Source organism: Shigella sp. SIG3 (assembly GCF_053555855.1).
This window is the reverse complement of sequence record NZ_JBQZXE010000015.1, coordinates 1-24,374: the sequence shown is the minus strand read 5'-3', so window position 1 is coordinate 24,374 and position 24,374 is coordinate 1. Positions and strand designations below refer to the sequence as shown.

The 24,374-nt window shown below is 52.6% G+C and carries 23 protein-coding genes, 2 pseudogenes and 1 other annotated feature; of the genes and pseudogenes, 10 read left to right on the top strand and 15 right to left on the bottom strand.

Features of this window, described 5'->3' with window-relative positions:
- The first annotated feature begins 66 nt into the window (after positions 1 to 66).
- Positions 67 to 741, top strand: a complete 675-nt coding sequence (locus ACUU1I_RS05290; RefSeq protein ID WP_005071775.1) for a GntR family transcriptional regulator — start codon at positions 67 to 69, stop codon at positions 739 to 741.
- Between the two features lie 38 nt (positions 742 to 779).
- On the opposite strand, the gene ACUU1I_RS05285 is transcribed toward ACUU1I_RS05290, so the two are convergent.
- The 3 genes from ACUU1I_RS05285 to ibpA all read right to left on the bottom strand — a co-directional run bounded on the left by ACUU1I_RS05285 (position 780) and on the right by ibpA (position 3,590).
- Positions 780 to 2,441 (bottom strand): putative transporter, encoded by a 1,662-nt coding sequence (locus ACUU1I_RS05285; protein ID WP_001279752.1) that lies wholly within the window; start codon positions 2,439 to 2,441, stop codon positions 780 to 782.
- 195 nt (positions 2,442 to 2,636) lie between these two features.
- The gene (ibpB, locus tag ACUU1I_RS05280) at positions 2,637 to 3,065 is read right to left on the bottom strand and encodes a small heat shock chaperone IbpB (protein ID WP_001243431.1); all 429 of its coding nucleotides are present in this window, start codon (positions 3,063 to 3,065) and stop codon (positions 2,637 to 2,639) included.
- A 111-nt stretch (positions 3,066 to 3,176) separates the two neighbouring features.
- Positions 3,177 to 3,590: a small heat shock chaperone IbpA gene (gene ibpA / locus ACUU1I_RS05275; RefSeq protein WP_001243437.1), complete on the bottom strand. Its 414-nt coding sequence runs from the start codon at positions 3,588 to 3,590 to the stop codon at positions 3,177 to 3,179.
- Positions 3,584 to 3,656: a sequence feature (ROSE (Repression Of Heat Shock gene Expression) occurs in the 5'-region of heat shock genes and acts as an RNA thermometer to modulate expression.), on the bottom strand. It overlaps the preceding gene by 7 nt.
- 238 nt (positions 3,657 to 3,894) lie before the next feature.
- On the opposite strand from ibpA, the gene ACUU1I_RS05270 reads away from it, so the two are divergent.
- The gene (locus ACUU1I_RS05270; RefSeq protein ID WP_000620886.1) at positions 3,895 to 4,227 is read left to right on the top strand and encodes a YceK/YidQ family lipoprotein; all 333 of its coding nucleotides are present in this window, start codon (positions 3,895 to 3,897) and stop codon (positions 4,225 to 4,227) included.
- A gap of 1 nt (position 4,228) precedes the next feature.
- Here the strand turns inward: ACUU1I_RS05270 and ACUU1I_RS05265 are convergent, their stop codons facing one another.
- Entirely contained in the window at positions 4,229 to 5,443 is a 1,215-nt protein-coding gene (locus tag ACUU1I_RS05265) for a DUF3748 domain-containing protein (protein ID WP_005071768.1), read from the bottom strand.
- A gap of 100 nt (positions 5,444 to 5,543) precedes the next feature.
- Here ACUU1I_RS05265 and cbrA point away from each other — a divergent pair.
- A pseudogene (cbrA, locus tag ACUU1I_RS05260) lies at positions 5,544 to 6,562 on the top strand (colicin M resistance lipid reductase CbrA).
- Here the strand turns inward: cbrA and ACUU1I_RS05255 are convergent.
- From ACUU1I_RS05255 to dgoR, 5 genes and pseudogenes are all read right to left on the bottom strand, one after another.
- Positions 6,523 to 7,860, bottom strand: a complete 1,338-nt coding sequence (locus ACUU1I_RS05255; protein WP_000253451.1) for an MFS transporter — start codon at positions 7,858 to 7,860, stop codon at positions 6,523 to 6,525. The pseudogene cbrA and the gene ACUU1I_RS05255 sit on opposite strands and share 40 nt — an antisense overlap.
- Before the next feature lie 74 nt (positions 7,861 to 7,934).
- Positions 7,935 to 9,083, bottom strand: a pseudogene (gene dgoD / locus ACUU1I_RS05250) (galactonate dehydratase).
- Positions 9,080 to 9,697, bottom strand: coding sequence for a 2-dehydro-3-deoxy-6-phosphogalactonate aldolase (dgoA, locus tag ACUU1I_RS05245; protein ID WP_001198724.1), 618 nt, complete (start codon positions 9,695 to 9,697; stop codon positions 9,080 to 9,082). Before dgoA ends, dgoD begins: the two are co-directional and overlap by 4 nt.
- The gene (gene dgoK, locus ACUU1I_RS05240) at positions 9,681 to 10,559 is read right to left on the bottom strand and encodes a 2-dehydro-3-deoxygalactonokinase (protein WP_000127103.1); all 879 of its coding nucleotides are present in this window, start codon (positions 10,557 to 10,559) and stop codon (positions 9,681 to 9,683) included. The genes dgoA and dgoK overlap by 17 nt, the downstream gene beginning before the upstream one ends.
- A complete protein-coding gene (dgoR, locus tag ACUU1I_RS05235) occupies positions 10,556 to 11,245 on the bottom strand; it encodes a D-galactonate utilization transcriptional regulator DgoR (RefSeq protein ID WP_000174305.1) in 690 nt (229 codons plus the stop codon). The genes dgoK and dgoR overlap by 4 nt, the downstream gene beginning before the upstream one ends.
- A gap of 277 nt (positions 11,246 to 11,522) precedes the next feature.
- On the opposite strand from dgoR, the gene ACUU1I_RS05230 reads away from it, so the two are divergent.
- Complete coding sequence (locus ACUU1I_RS05230; protein WP_000772934.1) at positions 11,523 to 12,179, top strand: YidX family protein; 657 nt, start codon at positions 11,523 to 11,525, stop codon at positions 12,177 to 12,179.
- 45 nt (positions 12,180 to 12,224) lie between these two features.
- On the opposite strand, the gene yidA is transcribed toward ACUU1I_RS05230, so the two are convergent.
- The 6 genes from yidA to dnaA all read right to left on the bottom strand — a co-directional run bounded on the left by yidA (position 12,225) and on the right by dnaA (position 19,813).
- Positions 12,225 to 13,037, bottom strand: a complete 813-nt coding sequence (gene yidA, locus ACUU1I_RS05225; RefSeq protein WP_000985547.1) for a sugar-phosphatase — start codon at positions 13,035 to 13,037, stop codon at positions 12,225 to 12,227.
- A 113-nt stretch (positions 13,038 to 13,150) separates the two neighbouring features.
- The gene (locus tag ACUU1I_RS05220; protein ID WP_005052034.1) at positions 13,151 to 13,549 is read right to left on the bottom strand and encodes a YidB family protein; all 399 of its coding nucleotides are present in this window, start codon (positions 13,547 to 13,549) and stop codon (positions 13,151 to 13,153) included.
- 239 nt (positions 13,550 to 13,788) lie between these two features.
- Positions 13,789 to 16,203 (bottom strand): DNA topoisomerase (ATP-hydrolyzing) subunit B, encoded by a 2,415-nt coding sequence (gyrB, locus tag ACUU1I_RS05215; protein ID WP_000072067.1) that lies wholly within the window; start codon positions 16,201 to 16,203, stop codon positions 13,789 to 13,791.
- Positions 16,204 to 16,231: 28 nt separating this feature from the next.
- The gene (recF, locus tag ACUU1I_RS05210; RefSeq protein ID WP_000060121.1) at positions 16,232 to 17,305 is read right to left on the bottom strand and encodes a DNA replication/repair protein RecF; all 1,074 of its coding nucleotides are present in this window, start codon (positions 17,303 to 17,305) and stop codon (positions 16,232 to 16,234) included.
- The gene (gene dnaN / locus ACUU1I_RS05205; protein WP_000673462.1) at positions 17,305 to 18,405 is read right to left on the bottom strand and encodes a DNA polymerase III subunit beta; all 1,101 of its coding nucleotides are present in this window, start codon (positions 18,403 to 18,405) and stop codon (positions 17,305 to 17,307) included. Before dnaN ends, recF begins: the two co-directional genes overlap by 1 nt.
- Positions 18,406 to 18,409: 4 nt before the next feature.
- The gene (dnaA, locus tag ACUU1I_RS05200) at positions 18,410 to 19,813 is read right to left on the bottom strand and encodes a chromosomal replication initiator protein DnaA (protein ID WP_000059121.1); all 1,404 of its coding nucleotides are present in this window, start codon (positions 19,811 to 19,813) and stop codon (positions 18,410 to 18,412) included.
- Positions 19,814 to 20,109: 296 nt separating this feature from the next.
- Between dnaA and ACUU1I_RS05195 the strand changes: the two genes are divergently transcribed.
- The 6 genes from ACUU1I_RS05195 to mnmE all read left to right on the top strand — a co-directional run bounded on the left by ACUU1I_RS05195 (position 20,110) and on the right by mnmE (position 24,276).
- Complete coding sequence (locus ACUU1I_RS05195; RefSeq protein WP_120795392.1) at positions 20,110 to 20,190, top strand: protein YsdD; 81 nt, start codon at positions 20,110 to 20,112, stop codon at positions 20,188 to 20,190.
- Between the two features lie 229 nt (positions 20,191 to 20,419).
- On the top strand, positions 20,420 to 20,560 hold the full coding sequence (gene rpmH / locus ACUU1I_RS05190; protein WP_000831330.1) for a 50S ribosomal protein L34: 141 nt from the start codon (positions 20,420 to 20,422) through the stop codon (positions 20,558 to 20,560).
- Between the two features lie 16 nt (positions 20,561 to 20,576).
- A complete protein-coding gene (gene rnpA / locus ACUU1I_RS05185; protein ID WP_000239728.1) occupies positions 20,577 to 20,936 on the top strand; it encodes a ribonuclease P protein component in 360 nt (119 codons plus the stop codon).
- A complete protein-coding gene (gene yidD / locus ACUU1I_RS05180; RefSeq protein ID WP_001307474.1) occupies positions 20,900 to 21,157 on the top strand; it encodes a membrane protein insertion efficiency factor YidD in 258 nt (85 codons plus the stop codon). The genes rnpA and yidD overlap by 37 nt, the downstream gene beginning before the upstream one ends.
- A gap of 2 nt (positions 21,158 to 21,159) precedes the next feature.
- A complete protein-coding gene (gene yidC, locus ACUU1I_RS05175; protein WP_000378252.1) occupies positions 21,160 to 22,806 on the top strand; it encodes a membrane protein insertase YidC in 1,647 nt (548 codons plus the stop codon).
- Between the two features lie 105 nt (positions 22,807 to 22,911).
- The gene (gene mnmE / locus ACUU1I_RS05170) at positions 22,912 to 24,276 is read left to right on the top strand and encodes a tRNA uridine-5-carboxymethylaminomethyl(34) synthesis GTPase MnmE (RefSeq protein WP_001282349.1); all 1,365 of its coding nucleotides are present in this window, start codon (positions 22,912 to 22,914) and stop codon (positions 24,274 to 24,276) included.
- Positions 24,277 to 24,374 lie beyond the last annotated feature (98 nt).

Below are 24,374 nucleotides of genomic sequence, written 5' to 3'. Positions count from 1 at the left end.
TTCAATCGATTAAGCAGAACTTGTGGGCGCATTACCCGTGCTTGCAGGCAAAAAAGAGAGCTAGAGATGATCTACAAAAGCATTGCGGAGCGGTTAAGAATTCGACTTAATTCCGCGGATTTCACGCTAAACGGCCTTCTTCCCGGTGAAAAAAAGCTGGCGGAAGAGTTTGCGGTATCGCGGATGACTATCCGTAAAGCCATTGACCTGCTGGTAGCGTGGGGGCTGGTGGTCCGCCGCCACGGCAGCGGCACTTACCTGGTGCGCAAAGATGTGCTGCATCAAACCGCCAGCCTGACCGGACTGGTGGAGGTGTTAAAACGGCAGGGAAAAACGGTCACCAGCCAGGTGCTGATTTTTGAAATCATGCCTGCGCCTCCGGCCATTGCCAGCCAGTTACGGATTCAAATCAACGAGCAGATCTACTTCTCCCGTCGCGTTCGTTTTGTGGAAGGGAAACCGCTAATGCTGGAAGACAGCTATATGCCGGTAAAACTGTTCCGTAACCTTTCACTGCAACATCTGGAAGGGTCGAAGTTTGAATATATTGAACAAGAGTGCGGGATTTTGATTGGCGGTAATTATGAAAGCCTGATGCCGGTGCTCGCCGATAGACTGCTGGCGCGGCAAATGAAGGTAGCGGAACACACGCCACTGCTGCGGATCACCTCGTTGTCATATAGCGAGAGCGGGGAGTTTTTGAATTATTCAGTGATGTTCAGAAATGCCAGCGAATACTAGGTGGAGTACCATTTACGGCGACTCCACCCGGAAAAGAGTTAACCGATACTCCAGAAGAGCACCGCCAGTAATTGGGGGGTGATAATGCGCAGGAACATCACTAACGGATAGACAGTGGCGTAAGAGAGCGCCGCCGCACCACTGGTTGGATGAAGATTATTAGCAAACGCCAGCGCCGGAGGATCGGTCATGGAACCTGCCAGCATCCCGCACATGGTCAGGTAATTCATTTTGGCTAACATCCGCGCCAGAATGCCAACAGTAATCAGCGGAACGGCGGTGATCAGGGCACCATAACCAATCCAGCTTAGCCCTTCGCCATTGACCAGGGTATTCACAAAATCCCCACCAGATTTCAGACCAACGACCGAGAGGAACAGCACGATCCCCAGCTCCCGCAGCGCGAGGTTGGCACTTGGCGGCATAAACCAGTACAGCTTGCCGATACTGCCGATACGCCCGAGGATCAACGCCATAATCAGCGGACCGCCCGCCAGCCCCAGTTTCAACGCGGCCGGGAATCCTGGCACAAAGACGGGAATAGAACCTAACAATACGCCAAGCCCGATGCCAATAAACACTGGCAGCATCTGAACCTGTTGCAGTTTTTGCTGCGCATTCCCCAGCACATTGGCAACGGCATCAATTGCGGACGGACGCCCCACCAGGTTGAGGATATCGCCGAACTGCAGGCTGATATCGCCACTGGCGACCAGTTCGACCCCGGCACGGTTCAGGCGCGAGATAACAACGTCATAGCGTTCTTTAAAGTGCAGGTCGCGAATACGTTTTCCGAGCACGTTTTCATTGGTGACCACCACACGCTCGACGCGCAAATCAGTGCCTTTCGTAGACAGCGAGGTATCGACCTCCTGACCAATCACCAGTTGCGCATTATGTAAATCCGCTGGCTGCCCCACCAGATGCAGCAAATCGCCCAGTTGGATAATGGTATCTGGCGAAGGTACTTTTAGGGTTTCTTCTCGTTTCAGACGCGAGCAGATAATTTTGTCGCCGTTGAGAATCGGTACATCTTTAATGGCTAAATCATGCAGGTTAGGGTTCTCAACGCGAATATTGATAGTCTTGATCAGCGCGCCGCCATTGGTGCGTGAAGACTCGTGCTGCTGAGCTTCTGTCTCGACATTGACGCGGAAAATAACCCGCAACATCCACATGGTGAACAAAATCCCGCAAATGCCGAATGGATACGCCATCGCGTAACTCATCCCCATCTGATCGACCATTTCCATTGGTGTACCCAGGTCGCGCAAGATCTGCTGCCCTGCCCCCAGCGCTGGCGTATTGGTTACCGCACCGGAGAAAATCCCCAGCACTACCGGCAGTGGAATATCAAACAGTTTATGCAGGATGGCGGTAACCAGACCACCGATGATGACGATCAGAACAGCAAACAGGTTGAGGCGTAATCCGGAGACGCGCAATGAGGCAAAGAAGCCCGGCCCTACCTGAATCCCGATGGTATAAACGAACAGGATCAGGCCAAATTCCTGAATAACATGCAGCATATCGCTACTTAATGTCATCCCCGCCTGAGAAACAAAATGGCCGACGATGATCCCACCAAACAGCACGCCGCCAATACCTAATCCTATGCCGCGAAATTTGACGTTGCCGATAAACAAACCGACGACTGCCACCAAAGCCAGAATACTGACCGTTAATGCTATATCACTCATCGTCCATTTCTCTTGAGATAACATTTTAATTGCTACGGATTATGGCTGAATCGGTGAAGCAGATTTGCCTTATAGCGCACATTATCACGGGAAAGAACGTGCCGAAATATCTTAAACAGTCGAAATTTAACGCATTGTTGAAGAAGAAAGACAAAAAAAGCCCCACCAGAATGGCGGGGCAAAGAGAATAGCTAGTTAGCTATTTAACGCGGGACGTTCGCTGATAGCGATACGCTGCGCTGCGATGGGTTCTGGCTCATTACGAATTAAATCAATATGCAGTAAACCGTTTACGAAGGTTGCGCCAGAGACTTCCATATTTTCAGCCAGCGTAAAACTCAGGCTAAATGGCTGATTCATAAGCCCTTGATGCAGCCATTTTTTCTCTTCTTTTGGCTGCTCCGGCGTGCCTTTTACGCTCAGGCGCGTACCTTCCAGTTGAATCTCTAAATCTTCCTGACGGAAACCTGCCAGCGCAAGGGTAATGCGGTAGTGGTTATCGTCGCTTTTCTCAATGTTGTACGGCGGGAAGCTCTGGCTTTCACCGGCGTTTTGCAGTGCGTTGGCCAGTTTGTCAAAACCGATCCATTGACGCATCAGTGGGGATAAATCGAAGTTACGCATAGTCATTTCTCCTTCTAAGAAGCGAGTAAGTACCTGCAAATCCGAAGATTCGCATATGCTCCCTGACGGCGAGCATGGAGATGTCAGGCCGCGCCAGGCGGCCTTAGGGAATTAGTTGATTTCGATACGGCGCGGTTTTTTCGCTTCCGGAATCACGCGTTCGAGATCGATATACAGCAAACCATTTACCAGGTTAGCCCCACGAACATGAATGTTCTCAGCTAACTGGAATTTGCGTTCAAAGTTGCGTTCAGCGATGCCCTGGTACAGATAGGTGCGCTCTTTTTGTTCGTCGGCGTGAGCACCTTTCACCACCAGCAGATTATCCTGGGCGGTAATTTCCAGTTCGCTCTCAGCAAAACCAGCCACAGCGATAGCAATGCGGTAATGGTTTTCGTCTACCAGTTCAACGTTATACGGAGGGTAGCCGCCATTACTCTGGCTCTGGTTGTTTTCTAAGTGGTTAAACAAACGGTCAAATCCAATAGCAGAACGGTAAAGCGGGGATAAATCAAAGTTACGCATAATCAATAGCTCCTGAAATCAGCGAGAATGTAAGACCTTCCACAATGGACAGGTCAGGTAGCCAGAACACCCATCAGGCGCGTCCTCATCGACTACGATGTAAAATGGGTCTGGAAATGAACTTTTCAAGCCTTATCAGCGGACTTTTTTTTGCAGTTTATGGTCTATTGCATAGACTGAGGGGGCAGCACGAAACGTTAAAGTGCGATAGCCGCCACAGTGCGACGTAATGATGATGTTATTTTCAGCAAGGGATCGCTATAACTCATCAGGCCAACACCCACGATCAACAGATGAATTTATTATGATAAGAAATGTGTTGTTAGCGTTCATGATATGCAGCGGAATGACATTACTCGGAGGATGCTCCAGCGTGATGTCCCATACCGGGGGGAAAGAAGGAACGTATCCCGGCACCCGCGCCAGCGCCACCATGATTGGCGACGATGAAACCAACTGGGGCTCTAAGTCGCTGGCGATTCTCGATATGCCGTTTACCGCTGTGATGGACACGCTTTTACTGCCGTGGGATGTGTTCCGCAAAGACAGCTCGGTGCGCTCGCGCGTTGAAAAAAGCGAAGCCAACGCGCAAGCCACCAATGCGGTTATTCCACCGGCCAGAATGCCTGATAACTGATTTAGCGATCGGTTTCGGTGATCCACAGCTGGCCACCTTCCATCCACGCCAGCCATTGACCATCCGGCGAGAAGACCACGGCGTCCGCAGAAGGTGGATTGGCGTGGTTTTCGGTTAAATACTCAACCTCGCCGCTTTGCGCATGGGCACAAACAATTCGATTATCCAGCACAAAGCCCAACCATTCTCCTGACGGATGCCAGTTAAATGCAGACTGAATATCCGTTTTGTTATGGGTTAACTTGCGCGGTTCGCCGCCCTGTGGCGAGATAAGCCACAGTTGCACAATGCCGTTATCATCACGCATTAAAAACGCGATTTGCGTACCCTGCGGATTACAGCGCACCCAGTGGCGCGGGACGTTGACTAACCCCGGATAAGCCCGATGATGGGTAAAGGTTAAACGTCGCTGCACGACGCCACGCGGTGGCGCGGGTAGGGTTGTTTCCGTTCCACTTAACGGCGCATCACCTGCCGATTTCCAGCTAGCTTCATCTTGCGGTAACTCAACGATAAATAGCTCCGGCACTTTCTCGCCCTTTGGCGAAAGTGTGTCGCCAATAAACGCCAGCGCGTGATTTCCTACCCATCCTTCTTCATAAGCACGATTGATTTCATCACTGCCAGGCTGCGGCGTGGGCGTGGTTTTACTCACCAGCACACACCAGTGGCTACCGCTGTATTCACGCGGATGTTGCTTTTGTACGTTGACCGGGCCAAACGGTGCAGCAACCCCGACGTTTCGCAAATCCAGCGCCGGATCGAGTTGATGCATTACATGGTCGTTATAGGTAAAGCTCCCCCTTTCACCGTTCGGGCTAAAGACATGCACATGGCTGCCACCGCGCAGCGCTCCTGGCGTATACGGCGCGGTAATATCCATTGCATCGAGATTGCTCACCTTGCCGCCTTCAGCAATGACTCCGCGTCGATGATGGAAGTCGTAATGCCATGTTTCATCAGGATTTTCAGGGCCGTGAATAAAGACATATTTCTCTGACTTCGGATGAACGGTCACCACGCCGACGTGTGCGCCCTGTGACGCGCGATAGATAACCTCGACCTCGCCTGTATGGATATTCACACGCTCAATGGTCTCGCCGGTAAACGACGCCCCAGAAGGACGCACGTCAAATACCAGCCACTGGCTGTCGGGCGTCCAGGTATTGGTATTGGTGAGCAGGTGATTACGGGGAGCAAAGGTTATCTGTTTCATGGCGCGGTCCTGATACAAAACGGTTCCCGCCATCATACTTCACAAGGACTTCACTTTCAGACAATAGTCTTTTGCCATCGTGATGAATGTGAGTGAAAAGATGGAACATTTCGACGTGGCGATTATTGGCCTCGGCCCGGCAGGGTCGGCGTTGGCACGAAAGTTAGCCGGCAAAATGCAGGTGATCGCGCTGGATAAAAAGCACCAGTGCGGTACTGAAGGTTTCAGCAAACCTTGCAGATTTTCAGCGTCAAAACTGTCGACGTCGCCGCATCGCTCACGCGTAACTACCAGCGAAGCTATATCAATATTAATCGCCATGCTTTCGACTTGTGGATGAAATCGCTGATCCCCGCCAGCGTTGAGGTTTATCACGATAGCCTGTGCCGAAAAATCTGGCGTGAGGATGATAAATGGCATGTCATTTTTCGTGCAGACGGCTGGGAGCAACATATTACCGCCCGCTATCTGGTCGGTGCCGATGGCGCAAACTCGATGGTGCGGCGACATCTCTACCCGGATCATCAAATCCGTAAATATGTCGCTATCCAGCAGTGGTTCGCAGAGAAACATCCGGTGCCGTTCTACTCCTGCATCTTTGATAATGCGATAACTGACTGTTACTCATGGAGTATCAGCAAAGATGGTTATTTTATCTTTGGCGGTGCCTATCCAATGAAAGACGGTCAGACGCGTTTCACGACGCTGAAAGAGAAAATGAGCGCCTTTCAGTTCCAGTTTGGCAAAGCGGTGAAAAGTGAGAAATGCACGGTGTTGTTTCCCTCACGCTGGCAGGATTTTGTCTGTGGTAAGGACAACGCCTTTCTGATTGGTGAAGCGGCGGGATTTATCAGCGCCAGCTCGCTGGAGGGGATTAGCTATGCGCTGGATAGCGCAGAGATTCTGCGTGCGGTGTTCCTGAAACAGCCGGAGAAGAGCAACGCCGCTTACTGGCGCGCCACACGCAAACTGCGTTTAAAACTCTTCGGCAAGATAGTAAAAAGCCGATGCCTGACCGCACCGGCTTTAAGAAAGTGGATTATGCGCAGTGGTGTGGCGCATATTCCACAGTTGAAAGATTATCCAACGCGCTTCACATCACCCACCAGCAGGATGTAAGAGAGCGCGCCAATCAACGCGACGGCGGAGATATAAACCAGTGCAGGCGCGAAACCGTAACCCTGCGCCAGGTACCCCACCACCAGCGGAACGGTGATGCCGCCCAGACCACCGGCGAAGTTAAACACGCCGCCGGTTAAACCAATCAGGCGCATCGGTGCCAGAGAAGAGACCAGCGACCAGGTAATCGAAGCAAAACCGTTGCCGAAGAATGCCAGCGCCATCAGGCACATAATCATCATCGGATCGTTGGTGTAGTTAGCGCCCATAATGCAGGTGGAGATCAGCAAGCCGCAGATAATCGGCGTTTTACGCGCAAAGCCCAGTGAAAAGCCCTTACGTACCAGCAGATCCGCGACCCAGCCAGAGAGCAGGACGCCGACAAACGCCGCGAGGAATGGCACCGTGGTCATAAAGCCTGCTTTCAGCGCCGTGATTCCTTTTTCCTGGGTTAAATAGTTCGGGAACCAGGTTAAGAAAAACCACAGTGCAGAAGCCACCGCAAATTGCCCAAGATAAACGCCGATCAGTTTACGATGGAACACCAGTTTCCAGTCTTTGGCTGTTAACGGCTGACGCGCCTCTTTCTTCACCGGCGCATCACCATCCACCAGACCGCCGCCATCACGAATGTAATCCAGTTCAGCTTTGCTGATACCTTTGGTCAGGCGCGGCGGCTGATAAACCTTAAACCAAATCAGCGACCAGATAATGCCGATACCACCAGTGACAATGAACACCCAGTGCCAGCTCAACATCTCCTGAATCCAGATCAGCAGCGGAGTCAAAAACGCCAGACCGACAAACTGACCAGACGTATAAAAACCAACGGCGGAAGCGCGTTCATGTTCCGGAAACCAGCTGGTCACCATCCGGTTATTGGTCGGGAAAGCGGGCGCTTCGAAAATACCGGTTATCGCACGCAGACCAATTAATGACATTAATCCCGTGGCAAAGCCCTGGAATAAAGTCGCCACTGACCAACCAAATATCGCAATAAAATAAGTCACGCGAGAACCTACGCGATCTAAAAACCAACCGCCGGGGATCTGGCATAGCGTATAAAGCCAGGCGAAGGCCGAAAATACATAGCCCATTTCCGCTTTCGTAATGCCGAACTCTTCCTGAATATGGGCGGAAGCCACGGCCAGGTTAGCGCGGTCAACATAACAAATGACCACCGTAATAAAGATCATCACCAGCGTCAGATAACGCCGACGCCCCGGCTTTGCTGCATTAACGGGAATATCCATAGCGAGCTTTCTCCAGATTTTGGGCATAGCGAAGCCGCTCACCATGCCCTGTAATTTACAGAGGGTTATATTTTTGTATTGCTGTTTTAGTGCCCGATGAGGGGCTTACGTGGCAGGAATTACCACTCTGCTACGCTGTTATCTTCATGACGCCAGAGCGGATTACGCCAGTCCGGGGCATTTTTACTGAACTCAATAACTTTAGCTTCGTCGATTTCCACACCTAAGCCCGGTTTCGTTAACGGTTTAAAGAAGCCGCCAACCATGCTGAAGTCTTCTTTGTTTTTCACAAAGTCGAGTAACTCCGCGCCTTTGTTGTAATGAATGCCCATACTTTGTTACTGAAGTACCGCGTTATAGGAAACAAAGTCGATATGCAGGCAAGCCGCCAGTGCAATCGGTCCGAACGGACAGTGCGGCGCAAGGGTCACATCATAGGCTTCTGCCATTCCAGCAATTTTGTAGCATTCGGTAATACCGCCTGCATGGGAGAGATCCGGTTGCAGAATCGAAATACCGCCTGCCTCCAGCACGCGTTTAAAATCGAAACGTGAGAACATGCGCTCACCCGCCGCCAGTGGAATATGCGTTTGTGCCGCCAATTTCGGGTAGTATTCGGCTTGTTCCGCCAGCACCGGCTCTTCAATAAACAGCGGGCGATACGGCTCCAGTTCTTTAATCAGCACTTTCGCCATTGGCGCGCTGACGCGACCGTGGAAATCAAGACCAAACTCAATCTGATTGCCAAAAGCTTCACGAATTTGTGCCACGGTGTTGACTGCCGCATCTACCGCGCGGGAGTTATCAATTAGCCCCAGTTCTTCACAACCGTTCAGTTTGAAGGTATCGAAGCCGATTTCGCGCAGGGTTTTAATGCCGTCGATAACATCCGCCGGACGATCGCCGCCGACCCAACTGTAGGCTTTAATTTTGTCGCGAACCAGGCCGCCCATCAGTTGCCAGACTGGCGCATTCAGCACTTTGCCTTTGATATCCCATAACGCCTGGTCGATCCCGGCGATGGCGCTCATCAGGATTGGACCGCCACGATAAAATCCGGCGCGATACATCACTTGCCATAAGTCGTTGATGCGCGAAGGATCCTGACCAATCAAATAGTCACCCAGCTCGTGAACTGCCGCTTCCACCGTACGGGCGCGGCCTTCAATCACGGGCTCGCCCCAACCGACCACGCCTTCATCGGTTTCAATTTTCAGGAACATCCAGCGGGGAGGTAAACGATACGTGGTAATTTTGGTGATTTTCATTGCACTGCCTCTCGATACGCCTTAACAAATGCTGCTGCCTGCTGCGCGGTGCGTTCTACGGACTGCCCGGCGCGATAAAGATCGCTGCCTAAGCCCGCCCCAACACAACCTGCGTCTATCCACTGCGCCAGGTTTTCTGGCGTCACGCCGCCAACGGCAAAGACTGCGATGTCCGGTGGTAATACCACTTTTAACGCTTTGATGTATTGCGGACCAAAAGCCGATGACGGAAATATTTTCAGCGCCTGCGCGCCCGCTTCGAGCGCGGTAAAGGCTTCGGTCGCCGTCGCGCAGCCGGGGCAAACGGTCATGCCGTAGCCCACCGCGCGGCGGATCACTTCACTATGGATATTGGGCGTAACGATGAGCTGACAGCCCATCCTGGCGAGCGCATCGACCTGTTCAGGTTTCAGTACCGTACCTGCGCCAATCAACGCCTTGTCGCCATACGCATCAACGATGGCGGGAATGCTCTGCTCCCATTGTGGGGAATTCAGCGGGATTTCAACCGCGTCGAACCCGGCGTCAATCACCGCGCCAACATGCGCCAGCGCCTCGTCGGGCGTAATGCCGCGCAAAATGGCGATCAGCGGGAGTTTAGTTTGCCACTGCATGAGCGATGCTCCTTATACCAGCCTGAAATGCCGTGTCGCCCGCCACCGCCGCCACGTCGCAACCCATCGCCTGAAAGGCTTGCTGGTAGCGCGCGGTCAGCGATGTTCCGGCGACAAGGGTGATGGCGTGTTGATGGGTCACATAGTCGCGCATACTGGCAACCTCTGCGCCAATCAACAAACCAGAGAGAAATTCGCTGACCTGTTCGCGGAGAAGTGTTCCCAGCACATGCGAGGCGCGAACTTCAAAAAGCTGCGGCAATATGGCGGGCGCATTAAGGCCGCGCTCAAGGCCAGCCGCGAAGGCATCGGCAGAGTTTTCCTGCGGCGGCAAACCTGCGCCAATCAATGAGTGATTTAACAGTAAATGATGTAATTCACCGGTCATCACGGTGCGAAAATCGTTGATTTGCTGGCTATCGGCCTGCACCCATTTGCAATGCGTACCGGGCATAACATAAAGAGAGGAAGGAGCCAGAGCTCGCGCGCCGATCAATTGTGTTTCTTCGCCGCGCATCACATTGTGGTTATCGTCATGAGAGACGCATAATCCGGGAATAATCCAGATATTGTCGCCAACAGACGTTAATTGTTCGCCAATAGACGAAAAACGGGCAGGAACAGATAAATACGGAGCAACTTTCCAGCCGACATTGCTGCCGACCATTCCTGCCATCACCACTGGCGTATTTTCTTCACGCCAGTCGGTCGTGACTTCTGCTAACACCGCAGCCGGAGATTTTCCGTTCAGGCGCGTGACGCCTGCTTCTGATTGCCTGCTCTCCAGGCAGTGGTCGCCCTGATAAAGCCAGGCGCGCAGATTGGTCGATCCCCAGTCAATTGCGATGTAGCGAGCTGTCATGTGATTTCCTTTAACCTTCGTGTCGAGCTGGCAATCATGGTAAGCGCCGCCTGCTCTGCCGCATCGCCGTCCTGATGCCGTATCGCATCGAACAGCGCCTTATGTTCCTGGAGCGTTTGCGGCATGTTGGCCTCATCGCCCATCCAGGTTCGTTCAAAAACCGCCCGCTGCAGCGAACTGATCGCAATGCTAAGTTGCTGTAACACCGGGTTATGCACCGACTGCAGCACCGCCTCGTGGTAGCGAATATCCGCTTCGTTAAACGCTTCGCGGTCCTGATTGTTGGCAATCATCTCGTTCAGCGCCGATTCAATCTGCGCCAGATCGCTGGAGGTCGCGCGCTCTGCTGCCCAACGGGCAATCGCCGGTTCCACCAGATTTCGCACTTCGCTCATGGCACTGATAAGCCGTGGGTCGTAGTCGTTTTCCAGCACCCATTGCAGTACGTCAGTGTCGAGGTAATTCCACTGGTTACGCGGTGCCACAAACGCCCCGCGATAACGTTTCATTTCAATCAGCCGCTTCGCCATCAGCGAACGGAACACCTCACGGATGATGTTGCGCGAGGTTGCAAACTCTTCACAGAGCTCCGCCTCAGCCGGAAGTGGCGAGCCAGGTACGTATTTGCCGTGAACGATCTGTTTACCCAGCGTAATGACAATGCGATCGGTTTTATTGAGAGTCATGGAGAGTCCTTGTGCTCTGTATGTTCTTCTCTACTTTACCCCGATCGATGCATAACGCGGCAACTTTGTAGTACCAGCGTGATGACGTTCGCGTTTGCCGTGCGTGTAATGTAGTACAAACTTATATTGTTGTGCTACAATTTAGATCAAAAAAAGAACAATGTATAAAAAAATGACATGCGTCGGGCAGAAATCTGAAAAGGGATATCAGGCGCTAAACAGGAGGGAAAGAAGAGTATGCTTTCAACGGCTTAGCTACTCGTTTAAAAGATTAATCATGAAGTTGAATTTTAAGGGATTTTTTAAGGCTGCCGGTTTATTCCCACTGGCGCTGATGCTTTCAGGCTGTATCTCGTATGCTCTGGTTTCCCATACCGCAAAGGGTAGTTCAGGAAAGTATCAATCGCAGTCAGACACCATCACTGGGCTATCGCAGGCAAAAGATAGTAATGGAACAAAAGGCTATGTTTTTGTAGGGGAATCGCTGGATTACCTTATCACTGATGGTGCCGATGACATCGTTAAGATGCTCAATGATCCAGCACTTAACCGGCACAATATTCAGGTTGCCGATGACGCAAGATTTGTTTTAAATGCGGGGAAAAAGAAATTTACCGGCACAATATCGCTTTACTACTACTGGAATAACGAAGAAGAAAAGGCACTGGCAACGCATTATGGTTTTGCCTGTGGTGTTCAACACTGTACCAGGTCACTGGAAAACCTAAAAGGCACAATCCATGAGAAAAATAAAAACATGGATTACTCAAAGGTGATGGCGTTCTACCATCCATTTAAAGTGCGATTTTATGAATACTATTCACCCAGAGGCATTCCGGATGGTGTTTCCGCAGCATTACTGCCAGTGACTGTTACGCTGGACATCATTACTGCACCGCTGCAATTTCTGGTTGTATATGCAGTAAACCAATAATCAGTAAGCGGGCAAACGCGTTTATGCTGTTTGCCCGCCCACAGATTAATTCAGCACATACTTCTCAATAGCAAACGCCACGCCATCTTCAAGGTTGGATTTTGTGACAAAGTTCGCCATTTCTTTCACCGAAGGAATAGCGTTATCCATCGCCACACCGACGCCTGCATATTCAATCATTGCGATGTCGTTTTCCTGATCGCCAATCGCCATGATTTCTTCCGGTTTAATACCTAACACGTCGGCCAGTGATTTCACACCCGTACCTTTGTTAACGCGTTTATCGAGGATTTCGAGGAAGTACGGCGCACTTTTCAGCACGGTATATTTCTCTTTCACTTCCTGCGGAATACGCGCGATAGCCTGGTCGAGGATGGCGGGTTCATCAATCATCATCACTTTCAGGAACTGGGTATTGGGGTCCATTTTCTCCGCTTCGCAGAACACCAGCGGAATTGTGGCAACGAAGGATTCATGCACCGTGTAGTAGCTGATATCGCGGTTAGCGGTGTACAGCGTGGTGCGGTCCAGGGCGTGGAAATGAGAACCGACTTCGCGAGAGAGTTTTTCCAGGAAACGATAGTCGTCATAGCTGAGAGCGGTTTGCGCCACGGTGCTACCATCAGCGGCCTTCTGTACCAGCGCGCCGTTATAAGTAATGCAGTAGTCGCCCGGCTGTTCCATATGCAGCTCTTTCAGGTAGTTGTGCACACCTGCATACGGACGACCCGTCGTTAGCACGACATTCACGCCACGGGCGCGAGCTGCGGCAATCGCATTTTTAACGGCGGGTGAAATGGTGTGATCGGGCAGCAGAAGGGTGCCATCCATATCGATAGCAATGAGTTTGATAGCCATGAGTTCCCAAGGTAGATTAGTTCCTGACCCATGCTAACGCGATTCCGCTCAAAAATCAGTACAACACCCGAGGGAAAAGGGGATGCAACGCGGGTTGCATGCTCCCCATTTGCTTAGCGGAAGAGTTTCCCTTTCAGCAGTTCCATGCCTGCGGAAAGCAGATCGTTATTGGCTTGTGCTGACACTTCACCTTGCGGTGAGAGCGCATCAATAATCTTCGGCAATTGCTCTGCCAGTAAACTGGAAGCCGTACTGGTATCCACGCCAAGTTTTTGCCCGAGATCGGACACCGCATTTGTGCCGAGCGCCGATTCCAGTTGCTCGCCGCTAACTGATTGATTTCTCTGTTGATTACTCAACCAAGTTGAGAGAATGGCCCCTAAGCCGCCACTTTGCAGTTTTTCCAGCAGCACCTGAATGCCACCCTGCTCCTCAACCCAACTTAAAATCGCCTGATATTTCCCCGCATCGCCTTTCAGAAAGGCACCGACAACTTCATCAAAAAGCCCCATGATAATCACCTGTAAAGCGTTACGTGTTGACCCAAAAAGTATAGATCTGCGGGATGATAATTGCGGATTGCAGAAATAAAAAGGGCGGAGATGATCTCCGCCCTTTTCTTATAGCTTCTTGCCGGATGCGGCGTGAACGCCTTATCCGGCCTACAAAATCATGCAAAATCAATATATTGCAGGAGTCTCGTAGGACTAATAAGCGTAGCGCATCAGGCACGCTCGCATGGTTAACGCCATTAAATATCAATATTCGCCGCTTTCAGGGCGTTCTCTTCAATAAACGCACGACGCGGTTCTACGGCGTCGCCCATCAGCGTGGTGAACAACTGGTCAGCGGCAATCGCATCCTTAACGGTAACGCGCAGCATACGACGGCTTTCCGGGTCCATGGTGGTTTCCCACAGCTGTTCCGGGTTCATCTCGCCCAGACCTTTATAACGCTGGATGGAGAGGCCACGACGGGACTCTTTCACCAGCCAGTCCAGCGCCTGCTCGAAGCTGGCTACCGGCTGACGACGCTCGCCACGTTCGATAAACGCATCTTCTTCCAGCAAGCCACGCAGTTTCTCACCCAGCGTGCAGATACGACGATATTCGCCACCGGTGATAAACTCGTGATCCAGCGGATAGTCAGTATCCACACCGTGGGTACGCACGCGAACAATCGGCTCGAACAGGTTTTGTTCGGCATTGGTGTGGACATCAAACTTCCACTGGCTGCCGTGCTGTTCTTTGTCGTTCAGTTCGCTGACCAGCGCGTTCACCCAGCGGGTAACGGTCTGCTCATCAGAAAGGTCAGCTTCCGTCAACGTCGGCTGATAGATAAGCTCTTTCAGCATTGCTTTCGGATAACGACGCTCCATGCGGTTGATCATTTTCTGCGTCGCGTTGTACTCAGATACCAGTTTCTCTAACGCTTCGCCAGCCAATGCCGGTGCACTGGCGTTGGTGTGCAGCGTTGCGCCGTCCAGCGCGATAGAGATCTGGTACTGATCCATCGCTTCGTCGTCTTTAATGTACTGTTCCTGCTTGCCTTTCTTCACTTTGTACAGCGGCGGCTGAGCGATGTAGACGTGACCGCGTTCAACGATTTCCGGCATCTGACGATAGAAGAAGGTCAACAGCAGCGTACGAATGTGCGAGCCGTCGACGTCCGCATCGGTCATGATGATGATGCTGTGATAACGCAGTTTGTCCGGGTTGTACTCGTCACGACCGATACCACAGCCAAGCGCGGTGATAAGCGTCGCCACTTCCTGAGAAGAGAGCATCTTATCGAAGCGCGCTTTCTCGACGTTAAGGATTTTACCCTTCAGCGGCAGAATCGCCTGGTTCTTGCGGTTACGCCCCTGCTTCGCAGAGCCGCCCGCGGAGTCCCCTTCCACCAGGTACAGTTCGGAAAGCGCCGGATCGCGTTCCTGGCAGTCTGCCAGTTTGCCCGGCAGGCCAGCTAAGTCGAGCGCACCTTTACGGCGGGTCATTTCACGCGCGCGACGCGCCGCTTCACGGGCACGGGCAGCATCGATAATTTTGCCAACCACGATTTTCGCATCAGTTGGGTTTTCCAGCAGGTATTCCGCCAGCAGTTCGTTCATCTGCTGTTCAACCGCCGATTTCACCTCAGAAGAAACCAGTTTGTCTTTGGTCTGGGAGGAGAATTTCGGGTCCGGCACTTTTACGGAAACGACCGCAATCAGGCCTTCACGCGCATCGTCACCGGTGGCGCTGACTTTGGCTTTTTTGCTGTAGCCTTCTTTGTCCATGTAGGCATTCAGGGTACGGGTCATCGCCGCACGGAAGCCTGCCAGGTGAGTACCGCCGTCACGCTGCGGAATGTTGTTGGTAAAGCAGTAGATGTTTTCCTGGAAGCCATCGTTCCACTGCAGCGCCACTTCAACGCCAATACCGTCTTTTTCGGTGGAGAAGTAGAAGATATTTGGGTGGATCGGCGTTTTGTTCTTGTTCAGATATTCAACGAACGCTTTGATGCCGCCTTCATAGTGGAAGTGGTCTTCTTTGCCGTCACGCTTGTCGCGCAGACGAATGGAAACGCCGGAGTTGAGGAACGACAACTCACGCAGACGTTTCGCCAGAATTTCATATTCGAACTCGGTCACATTGGTGAAGGTTTCGAGGCTGGGCCAGAAACGCACCATGGTGCCGGTTTTTTCAGTCTCGCCGGTAACCGCCAGCGGAGCCTGCGGTACACCGTGTTCGTAGATCTGACGGTGAATTTTACCCTCGCGCTGAATAACCAGCTCCAGTTTTTGCGACAGGGCGTTTACTACCGAAACACCAACGCCGTGCAGACCGCCGGACACTTTATAGGAGTTATCGTCAAATTTACCGCCTGCGTGCAGAACGGTCATGATCACTTCCGCCGCCGATACGCCCTCTTCCGGGTGAATACCGGTCGGAATGCCGCGCCCGTCATCCTGTACAGAGACAGAGTTATCGGCGTGAATGGTGACGATAATTTCTTTACAGTGACCCGCGAGCGCTTCGTCGATAGCGTTATCTACCACCTCGAATACCATGTGGTGCAGACCGGTGCCGTCATCCGTGTCGCCGATATACATACCCGGGCGCTTACGCACCGCATCCAGCCCTTTCAGGACTTTGATACTGGAGGAGTCATAAGAATTCGACATCAACGTTTCTCGCTCATTTATACTTGGGTTAATCCGTTATTTTACCCTTTTCCACGGTAAACATCTTCGAATTTTCGTCCGACATGTCTATAACGTGTTCAGCACTGATCGCGCTGACAAAGACCTGTGATTGCGTCGCTTTTAAGCGGCTGGCAAGCAACCCGCGACGCTCATCATCAAGCTCAGAGGCAAAATCATCTATCAGGTAGAGACACCGCCGCCCGCTTTCACGAGTGAGGAACTCTCCTTGCGCCAGACGTAAGGCGCACATCAACAGCTTAAGCTGCCCACGCGATAAGGTATCTTCCACCGGCGCACCGTCGGCGCGAATGCGTAAGTCCGCTTTATGCGGGCCATGCGCGGTGTAGGTTAGCTGGCGATCGCGTTCAAAATTACGTTCCAGCACCTCAGCGTACTCTGTCTCTTTCTCCCAGCCGCGCTGGAAAGAGAAAGTCAGAGAAAACTCAGGGAGAAATTGCTTACAGGTATCATCCATATCGGCCGCGATACCGGCGCTATACTCCGCGCGCCAGGTGCTGATTTGCTCCGCCAGCGGGATCAGTTCTTTATCCCACGGGCGTAGCTGTTCGTAACGAGTCACCTGGCGCAGCGCCGCATTGCGCTGCTTGAGCAATCGCTTGAGATTGCTCCAGGCGGTGAAAAATCTAGGTTCGTTGTGAAAGCATCCCCAGTCGAGGAATGCTCTTCTGTATTTGGGGCCGCCGTTGAGTAAAGTAAACCCTTCTGGCGTTATCAACTGCATCGGCATCAGGTGCGCCAGTTCCGCGACTTTATGCCCGTCCGTACCGTCAATACGGACTTTGCTGTCGCCCTGTTTGTCTTTGGTTAAGCCAATCGCCGTCTCGCGCTCTTCGCCCTGTAATCGCCCGTGGAGAACAAATGCCTCCTGCTCATGGCGAATGACGCGACCAATCTGCAAACTGCGAAACGCCCGACCATGGCCGAGCGTATAGATGGCTTCCAGCACGCTGGTTTTGCCACTGCCGTTGGCACCTACCAGAAAGTTAAAGCCGGGAGATAAAGCGAGATCCGCGGTTTCAATATTGCGGAAATCGCGGATCAACAAGCGGGTGAGGGACATTACAGTCTCATTGGCATGACAACATAGGCAGCCGACTGTGATGCGGCATCTTCAATCTGCACGCTGGAAACCGAATCGGTCAGCATCATGCGGACGTTTTCGCATTTCAGCGCGTTCAGAACATCCAGCACATAGCTGACGTTGAAGCCGATTTCCATCTCCGCACCGCTATAGGTAACGTCGAGGATCTCTTCCGCTTCTTCCTGTTCCGGGTTGTTGGCAGTAATTTTCAGCTGGTTTTCGCTGACATACAGGCGCACACCGCGGAATTTCTCGTTAGAGAGAATCGCCGCGCGAGCAAACGCCTGCTTGAGCAGATCGCAGCCTGCTTCCAGATGTTTGTCCGGGTTCTTCGGCAGAACGCGACGGTAATCCGGGAAGCGACCATCCACCAGTTTCGAGGTGAAAATAAAGTCGCCAACGTGGGCACGAATGTTATTGCTGCCAATCTGCACACGCAGCAGATTGTCGCCGCCGTCGAGCATACGCATCAGTTCAATCACGCCTTTACGCGGTACGATCACCGAATGGCTTGGCAAAGATTGACCAATTGGCATTGAACAGACCGCCAGACGGTGGCCGTCGGTTGCCACGGTGCGCAGTTCTTCACCTTCGGTTTCAAACAGCATACCGTTTAAGTAATAGCGAACATCCTGATGCGCCATCGAAAACTGGGTTGCTTCAATCAGACGCTTCATCGTCGCCTGCGGCAGGGTAAATTCGACTTCGCTCTGCCAGTCATCGAGGTTCGGGAAATCCGCCGCTGGCAGGGTAGACAGCGAAAAACGGCTACGCCCGGAGCGCACCAGCATCCGTTCACCTTCCAGCTGCACGGCAATTTCCGCGCCTTCAGGCAGACCACGGCAGATATCAAAGAATTTGCGCGCCGGAACGGTCGTCGCTCCTGGCTCGTGTGGCTGAACCAGCGCAACGCGTGCCACCATTTCCATCTCGAGATCAGTACCGGTCAGCGACAACGTACCGTCAGCAACCTGTAACAGCAGATTACCGAGAATCGGTAGCGTAGGACGACCACCTAACGGACCGCTCACCTGTTGTAGCGGTTTTAATAAATGCTCACGTTCTACGGTAAATTTCATAGGTTTACGATGACAATGTTCTGATTAAATTTGAAAAATCTTCTTTGATATCGTGGCTCTCTTCACGCAACTGCTCGATCTTACGGCAGGCATGAAGCACCGTCGTGTGGTCACGCCCACCAAACGCATCGCCAATCTCTGGCAGACTGTGGTTAGTCAGCTCTTTCGCTAGCGCCATCGCCATCTGGCGCGGACGCGCCACCGAGCGGGATCGACGCTTGGAAAGGAGATCCGCGACTTTGATCTTGTAGTACTCCGCCACCGTCTTCTGAATATTGTCGATGGTGACCAGTTTTTCCTGCAATGCCAGCAAGTCGCGCAGCGCCTCACGCACGAAGTCGATGGTGATCGCCCGTCCGGTAAAGTTGGCGTTAGCAATAACGCGGTTCAGCGCCCCTTCCAGCTCACGTACGTTAGATCGTAGACGCTTGGCGATAAAGAACGCCACTTCACCCGGCAAACGAATGTCATTTTCGTCGGCCTTTTTCATCAGGATCGCCACACGGGTTTCCAGCTCTGGCGGTTCGATCGCCACAGTCAGTCCCCAACCGAAGCGGGATTTCAAACGATCCTCAACGCCGTTGATCTCTTTCGGATAGCGATCCGAGGTGAGAATGATCTGTTGATTACCTTCCAGCAGGGCGTTGAAGGTGTGGAAAAACTCTTCCTGAGATCGTTCTTTATTAGCAAAAAACTGAATATCGTCGATCAGCAGTGCATCTACGGAACGGTAGTAGCGTTTAAACTCTTCGATCGCGTTGTTTTGCAGGGCTTTAACCATGTCCTGAACAAAGCGCTCGGAGTGCATATAAACCACTTTGGCATTCGGCTTGCGCGCCATAATGCCGTTACCCACCGCATGCAGCAGGTGAGTTTTACCCAGACCCGTGCCGCCATAAAGGAACAACGGGTTATAGGCACCGCCAGGGTTATCCGCCACCTGGCGAGCCGCCGCGCGCGCCAGTTGGTTAGATTTACCTTCAACGAAGTTATCAAACGTGTGTTTGACGTTTACGTTAGAACGATAGGTCGGTTCTGCCGGGGCCGGGACGTTATCCCAACCTGAGCGCGTAGAAGGCGCAGCACGTTGCGGCTGCGTTTGCGCCACCTGTGCAGGGGCCGCGACGTTGCTCGTCACTGCCGCTTGTGGCGTTTGCGTCACCGGTTTGGTGCCGACTTCAAAACGCAGCTGTGGGGCATCCGCTCCGCAGAAACTGGTTAGCAGTCCATTGATATTATTAAGGTACTTGTCCCGTACCCAATCGAGGACAAAACGGTTTGGCGCGTACAGGGACAGCGTGTTATCGCTCAGTTCCGCCTGCAATGGGCGTATCCACATACTGAATTCTGTGGCTGGTAACTCATCCTGCAATCGGGCAAGACACTGCTGCCAAAGCGAAAGTGACACGGCGGACTCCACTCGAACAAAAGTCGATAATGACTAAGGCTGAAACATTCATGATTGTTGACGTACGTCGAAAAGACCCTGCTTGAGGGTGACGCACGAACCGCTGTCTGCGGTTATATGCCCGATCAAGATCCTGCAAAACGATCGGGACCGCGGATCATAGCCTAAACTGCGCAAGAGATCTTCTGTTTCTCACAGATTTTCCCTATTTATCCACAGGACTTTCCAGAACTCGCTAAGTGTAAACGATCCTGCCGCGAGGCGGGCACGATTTACGCCGCATATTGGAAAATTTAATGACCATAGACAAAAATTGGCTTAATCGATCTAATAAAGATCCAGGACGATCCTTGCGCTTTACCCATCAGCCCGTATAATCCTCCACCCGGCGCGCCATGCTGGTTTCCACTGGTGTGAGGCCGTACATTTTCCCTGCGAAAAGGTGCGGAAAAGCGCGGTAAATAAGGAAAGAGAATTGACTCCGGTGTGTACAATTATTACAATCCGGCCTCTTTAATCACCCATGGCTTCGGTGTCCATCGTTTCATTTTTCGGCGGATATCCAATAAAGCCATTGAATTTATTCAAGTTTAGGTAGAAATCGCCATGAAACGCACTTTTCAACCGTCTGTACTGAAGCGCAACCGTTCTCACGGCTTCCGTGCTCGTATGGCTACTAAAAATGGTCGTCAGGTTCTGGCACGTCGTCGTGCTAAAGGCCGCGCTCGTCTGACCGTTTCTAAGTAATAAAGCTAACCCCTGAGTGGTTAAGCTCGCATTTCCCAGGGAGTTACGCTTGTTAACTCCCAGTCAATTCACATTCGTCTTCCAGCAGCCACAACGGGCTGGCACGCCGCAAATTACCATTCTCGGCCGCCTGAATTCGCTGGGGCATCCCCGTATCGGTCTTACAGTCGCCAAGAAAAACGTTCGACGCGCCCATGAACGCAATCGGATTAAACGTCTGACGCGTGAAAGCTTCCGTCTGCGCCAACATGAACTCCCGGCTATGGATTTCGTGGTGGTGGCGAAAAAAGGGGTTGCCGACCTCGATAACCGTGCTCTCTCGGAAGCGTTGGAAAAATTATGGCGCCGCCACTGTCTCCTGGCTCGCGGGTCCTGATAGCCCTCATTCGGGTCTATCAACGCCTGATTAGTCCGCTACTCGGGCCGCATTGTCGTTTCACTCCAACCTGTTCAAGCTACGGAATTGAGGCATTGCGCAGGTTTGGAGTGATAAAAGGCAGTTGGTTGACGGTGAAACGCGTATTAAAATGCCACCCTTTACACCCTGGTGGTGACGATCCCGTCCCGCCCGGACCATTTGATACCAGAGAACACTAACGATGGATTCGCAACGCAATCTTTTAGTCATCGCTTTGCTGTTCGTGTCTTTCATGATCTGGCAAGCCTGGGAGCAGGATAAAAACCCGCAACCTCAGGCCCAACAGACCACGCAGACAACGACCACCGCAGCGGGTAGCGCCGCCGACCAGGGCGTACCGGCCAGTGGCCAGGGGAAACTGATCTCGGTTAAGACCGACGTGCTTGATCTGACCATCAACACCCGTGGTGGTGATGTTGAGCAAGCTCTGCTGCCTGCTTACCCGAAAGAGCTGAACTCTACCCAGCCGTTCCAGCTGTTGGAAACTTCACCGCAGTTTATTTATCAGGCACAGAGCGGTCTGACCGGTCGTGATGGCCCGGATAACCCGGCTAACGGCCCGCGTCCGCTGTATAACGTTGAAAAAGACGCTTATGTGCTGGCTGAAGGTCAAAACGAACTGCAGGTGCCGATGACGTATACCGACGCGGCAGGCAACACGTTTACCAAAACGTTTGTCCTGAAACGTGGTGATTACGCTGTCAACGTCAACTACAACGTGCAGAACGCTGGCGAGAAACCGCTGGAAATCTCCTCGTTTGGTCAGTTGAAGCAATCCATCACTCTGCCACCGCATCTCGATACCGGAAGCAGCAACTTCGCACTGCACACCTTCCGTGGCGCGGCGTACTCCACGCCTGACGAGAAGTATGAGAAATACAAGTTCGATACCATTGCCGATAACGAAAACCTGAACATCTCTTCGAAAGGTGGTTGGGTGGCGATGCTGCAACAGTATTTCGCGACGGCGTGGATCCCGCATAACGACGGTACCAACAACTTCTATACCGCTAATCTGGGTAACGGCATCGTCGCTATCGGCTATAAATCTCAGCCGGTACTGGTTCAGCCTGGTCAGACTGGCGCGATGAACAGCACCCTGTGGGTTGGCCCGGAAATCCAGGACAAAATGGCAGCTGTTGCTCCGCACCTGGATCTGACCGTTGATTACGGTTGGTTGTGGTTCATCTCTCAGCCGCTGTTCAAACTGCTGAAATGGATCCATAGCTTTGTGGGTAACTGGGGCTTCTCCATTATCATCATCACCTTTATCGTTCGTGGCATCATGTACCCGCTGACCAAAGCGCAGTACACCTCCATGGCGAAGATGCGTATGCTGCAGCCGAAGATTCAGGCAATGCGTGAGCGTCTGGGCGATGACAAACAGCGTATCAGTCAGGAAATGATGGCGCTGTACAAAGCTGAGAAGGTTAACCCGCTGGGCGGCTGCTTCCCGCTGCTGATCCAGATGCCAATCTTCCTGGCGTTGTACTACATGCTGATGGGTTCCGTTGAACTGCGTCAGGCACCGTTTGCACTGTGGATCCACGACCTGTCGGCACAGGACCCGTACTACATCCTGCCGATCCTGATGGGCGTAACGATGTTCTTCATTCAGAAGATGTCGCCGACCACTGTGACCGACCCGATGCAGCAGAAGATCATGACCTTTATGCCGGTCATCTTCACCGTGTTCTTCCTGTGGTTCCCGTCAGGTCTGGTACTGTACTATATCGTCAGCAACCTGGTAACCATTATTCAGCAGCAGCTGATTTACCGTGGTCTGGAAAAACGTGGCCTGCATAGCCGCGAGAAGAAAAAATCCTGATTCGGTGAGTTTTCGCTAAAATAAGGGCGGTCAGTTGACCGCCTTTTTTCTTTTCGTAGGGCGGATAAGCACCGCGCATCCGCCACACAAAGCAACAGGAACATCATGAGCGATAATGACACTATCGTAGCCCAGGCCACACCTCCGGGACGTGGCGGCGTTGGCATCCTGCGCATCTCCGGCTTCAAAGCCCGTGAAGTTGCCGAAACCGTGCTGGGTAAACTGCCTAAGCCGCGCTACGCCGATTATCTTCCGTTTAAAGACGCCGACGGCAGCGTGCTCGATCAGGGGATTGCGCTATGGTTCCCTGGCCCGAACTCGTTCACCGGCGAAGATGTGCTGGAACTGCAAGGTCATGGCGGTCCGGTGATCCTCGACCTGCTGTTAAAACGCATTCTGACCATTCCCGGCCTGCGGATTGCTCGCCCTGGTGAGTTTTCCGAACGCGCGTTTCTTAACGATAAACTTGACTTAGCCCAGGCCGAGGCGATTGCCGATCTTATCGACGCCAGTTCGGAACAGGCGGCCCGTTCGGCACTTAACTCGCTGCAAGGCGCATTCTCCGCACGGGTTAATCATCTGGTAGAAGCCCTCACCCACTTGCGCATTTACGTCGAAGCGGCAATTGATTTCCCTGATGAAGAGATCGATTTCCTCTCCGACGGCAAAATTGAAGCCCAGCTTAATGACGTGATGGCCGATCTCGATGCAGTGCGTGCTGAAGCACGTCAGGGTAGTTTGTTGCGCGAAGGGATGAAAGTAGTGATTGCCGGACGTCCTAATGCCGGTAAATCGAGCCTGTTAAACGCGCTGGCGGGCCGTGAAGCGGCAATCGTAACCGATATCGCCGGAACCACGCGTGACGTGCTGCGTGAGCATATCCACATTGACGGAATGCCGCTGCATATCATCGACACTGCCGGGCTACGTGAGGCCAGTGACGAAGTGGAACGTATTGGTATCGAGCGCGCGTGGCAGGAAATTGAACAGGCCGACCGCGTGCTGTTTATGGTCGATGGCACCACGACAGACGCCGTTGATCCGGCAGAGATCTGGCCGGAATTTATCGCCCGTCTGCCCGCGAAACTGCCGATCACCGTGGTACGCAATAAAGCCGATATCACCGGCGAAACGCTGGGAATGAGTGAAGTGAACGGTCACGCGTTAATTCGTCTCTCGGCAAGGACTGGTGAAGGCGTGGACGTGCTGCGTAACCATCTCAAACAGAGCATGGGCTTTGACACCAATATGGAAGGCGGCTTCCTGGCGCGCCGTCGCCACTTACAGGCGCTGGAACAGGCAGCGGAGCATTTGCAGCAAGGTAAAGCGCAACTGTTGGGAGCCTGGGCAGGTGAACTGCTGGCGGAAGAGTTGCGCCTGGCACAGCAGAACTTAAGCGAAATCACCGGGGAATTTACTTCAGACGACCTGCTGGGGCGGATTTTCTCCAGCTTCTGTATTGGTAAGTAACCGCGCTTACGAAGCCGTATTCTGACTGTCAGATGCGGCTTCGCTTCATTGTTAGCACTCCTGTTATGCCTCAACCCTTTTTTAAACATTAAAATTCT

Coding starts and splice junctions, on each gene's coding strand:
- ACUU1I_RS05290 (WP_005071775.1), top strand. CDS start 67: ATGATCTACAAAAGCATTGCGGAGCGGTTAAGAATTCGACTTAATTCC.
- ACUU1I_RS05285 (WP_001279752.1), bottom strand. CDS start 2,441: ATGAGTGATATAGCATTAACGGTCAGTATTCTGGCTTTGGTGGCAGTC.
- ibpB (WP_001243431.1), bottom strand. CDS start 3,065: ATGCGTAACTTCGATTTATCCCCACTGATGCGTCAATGGATCGGTTTT.
- ibpA (WP_001243437.1), bottom strand. CDS start 3,590: ATGCGTAACTTTGATTTATCCCCGCTTTACCGTTCTGCTATTGGATTT.
- ACUU1I_RS05270 (WP_000620886.1), top strand. CDS start 3,895: ATGATAAGAAATGTGTTGTTAGCGTTCATGATATGCAGCGGAATGACA.
- ACUU1I_RS05265 (WP_005071768.1), bottom strand. CDS start 5,443: ATGAAACAGATAACCTTTGCTCCCCGTAATCACCTGCTCACCAATACC.
- ACUU1I_RS05255 (WP_000253451.1), bottom strand. CDS start 7,860: ATGGTGAGCGGCTTCGCTATGCCCAAAATCTGGAGAAAGCTCGCTATG.
- dgoA (WP_001198724.1), bottom strand. CDS start 9,697: ATGCAGTGGCAAACTAAACTCCCGCTGATCGCCATTTTGCGCGGCATT.
- dgoK (WP_000127103.1), bottom strand. CDS start 10,559: ATGACAGCTCGCTACATCGCAATTGACTGGGGATCGACCAATCTGCGC.
- dgoR (WP_000174305.1), bottom strand. CDS start 11,245: ATGACTCTCAATAAAACCGATCGCATTGTCATTACGCTGGGTAAACAG.
- ACUU1I_RS05230 (WP_000772934.1), top strand. CDS start 11,523: ATGAAGTTGAATTTTAAGGGATTTTTTAAGGCTGCCGGTTTATTCCCA.
- yidA (WP_000985547.1), bottom strand. CDS start 13,037: ATGGCTATCAAACTCATTGCTATCGATATGGATGGCACCCTTCTGCTG.
- ACUU1I_RS05220 (WP_005052034.1), bottom strand. CDS start 13,549: ATGGGGCTTTTTGATGAAGTTGTCGGTGCCTTTCTGAAAGGCGATGCG.
- gyrB (WP_000072067.1), bottom strand. CDS start 16,203: ATGTCGAATTCTTATGACTCCTCCAGTATCAAAGTCCTGAAAGGGCTG.
- recF (WP_000060121.1), bottom strand. CDS start 17,305: ATGTCCCTCACCCGCTTGTTGATCCGCGATTTCCGCAATATTGAAACC.
- dnaN (WP_000673462.1), bottom strand. CDS start 18,405: ATGAAATTTACCGTAGAACGTGAGCATTTATTAAAACCGCTACAACAG.
- ACUU1I_RS05195 (WP_120795392.1), top strand. CDS start 20,110: ATGACCATAGACAAAAATTGGCTTAATCGATCTAATAAAGATCCAGGA.
- rpmH (WP_000831330.1), top strand. CDS start 20,420: ATGAAACGCACTTTTCAACCGTCTGTACTGAAGCGCAACCGTTCTCAC.
- yidD (WP_001307474.1), top strand. CDS start 20,900: ATGGCGCCGCCACTGTCTCCTGGCTCGCGGGTCCTGATAGCCCTCATT.
- yidC (WP_000378252.1), top strand. CDS start 21,160: ATGGATTCGCAACGCAATCTTTTAGTCATCGCTTTGCTGTTCGTGTCT.
- mnmE (WP_001282349.1), top strand. CDS start 22,912: ATGAGCGATAATGACACTATCGTAGCCCAGGCCACACCTCCGGGACGT.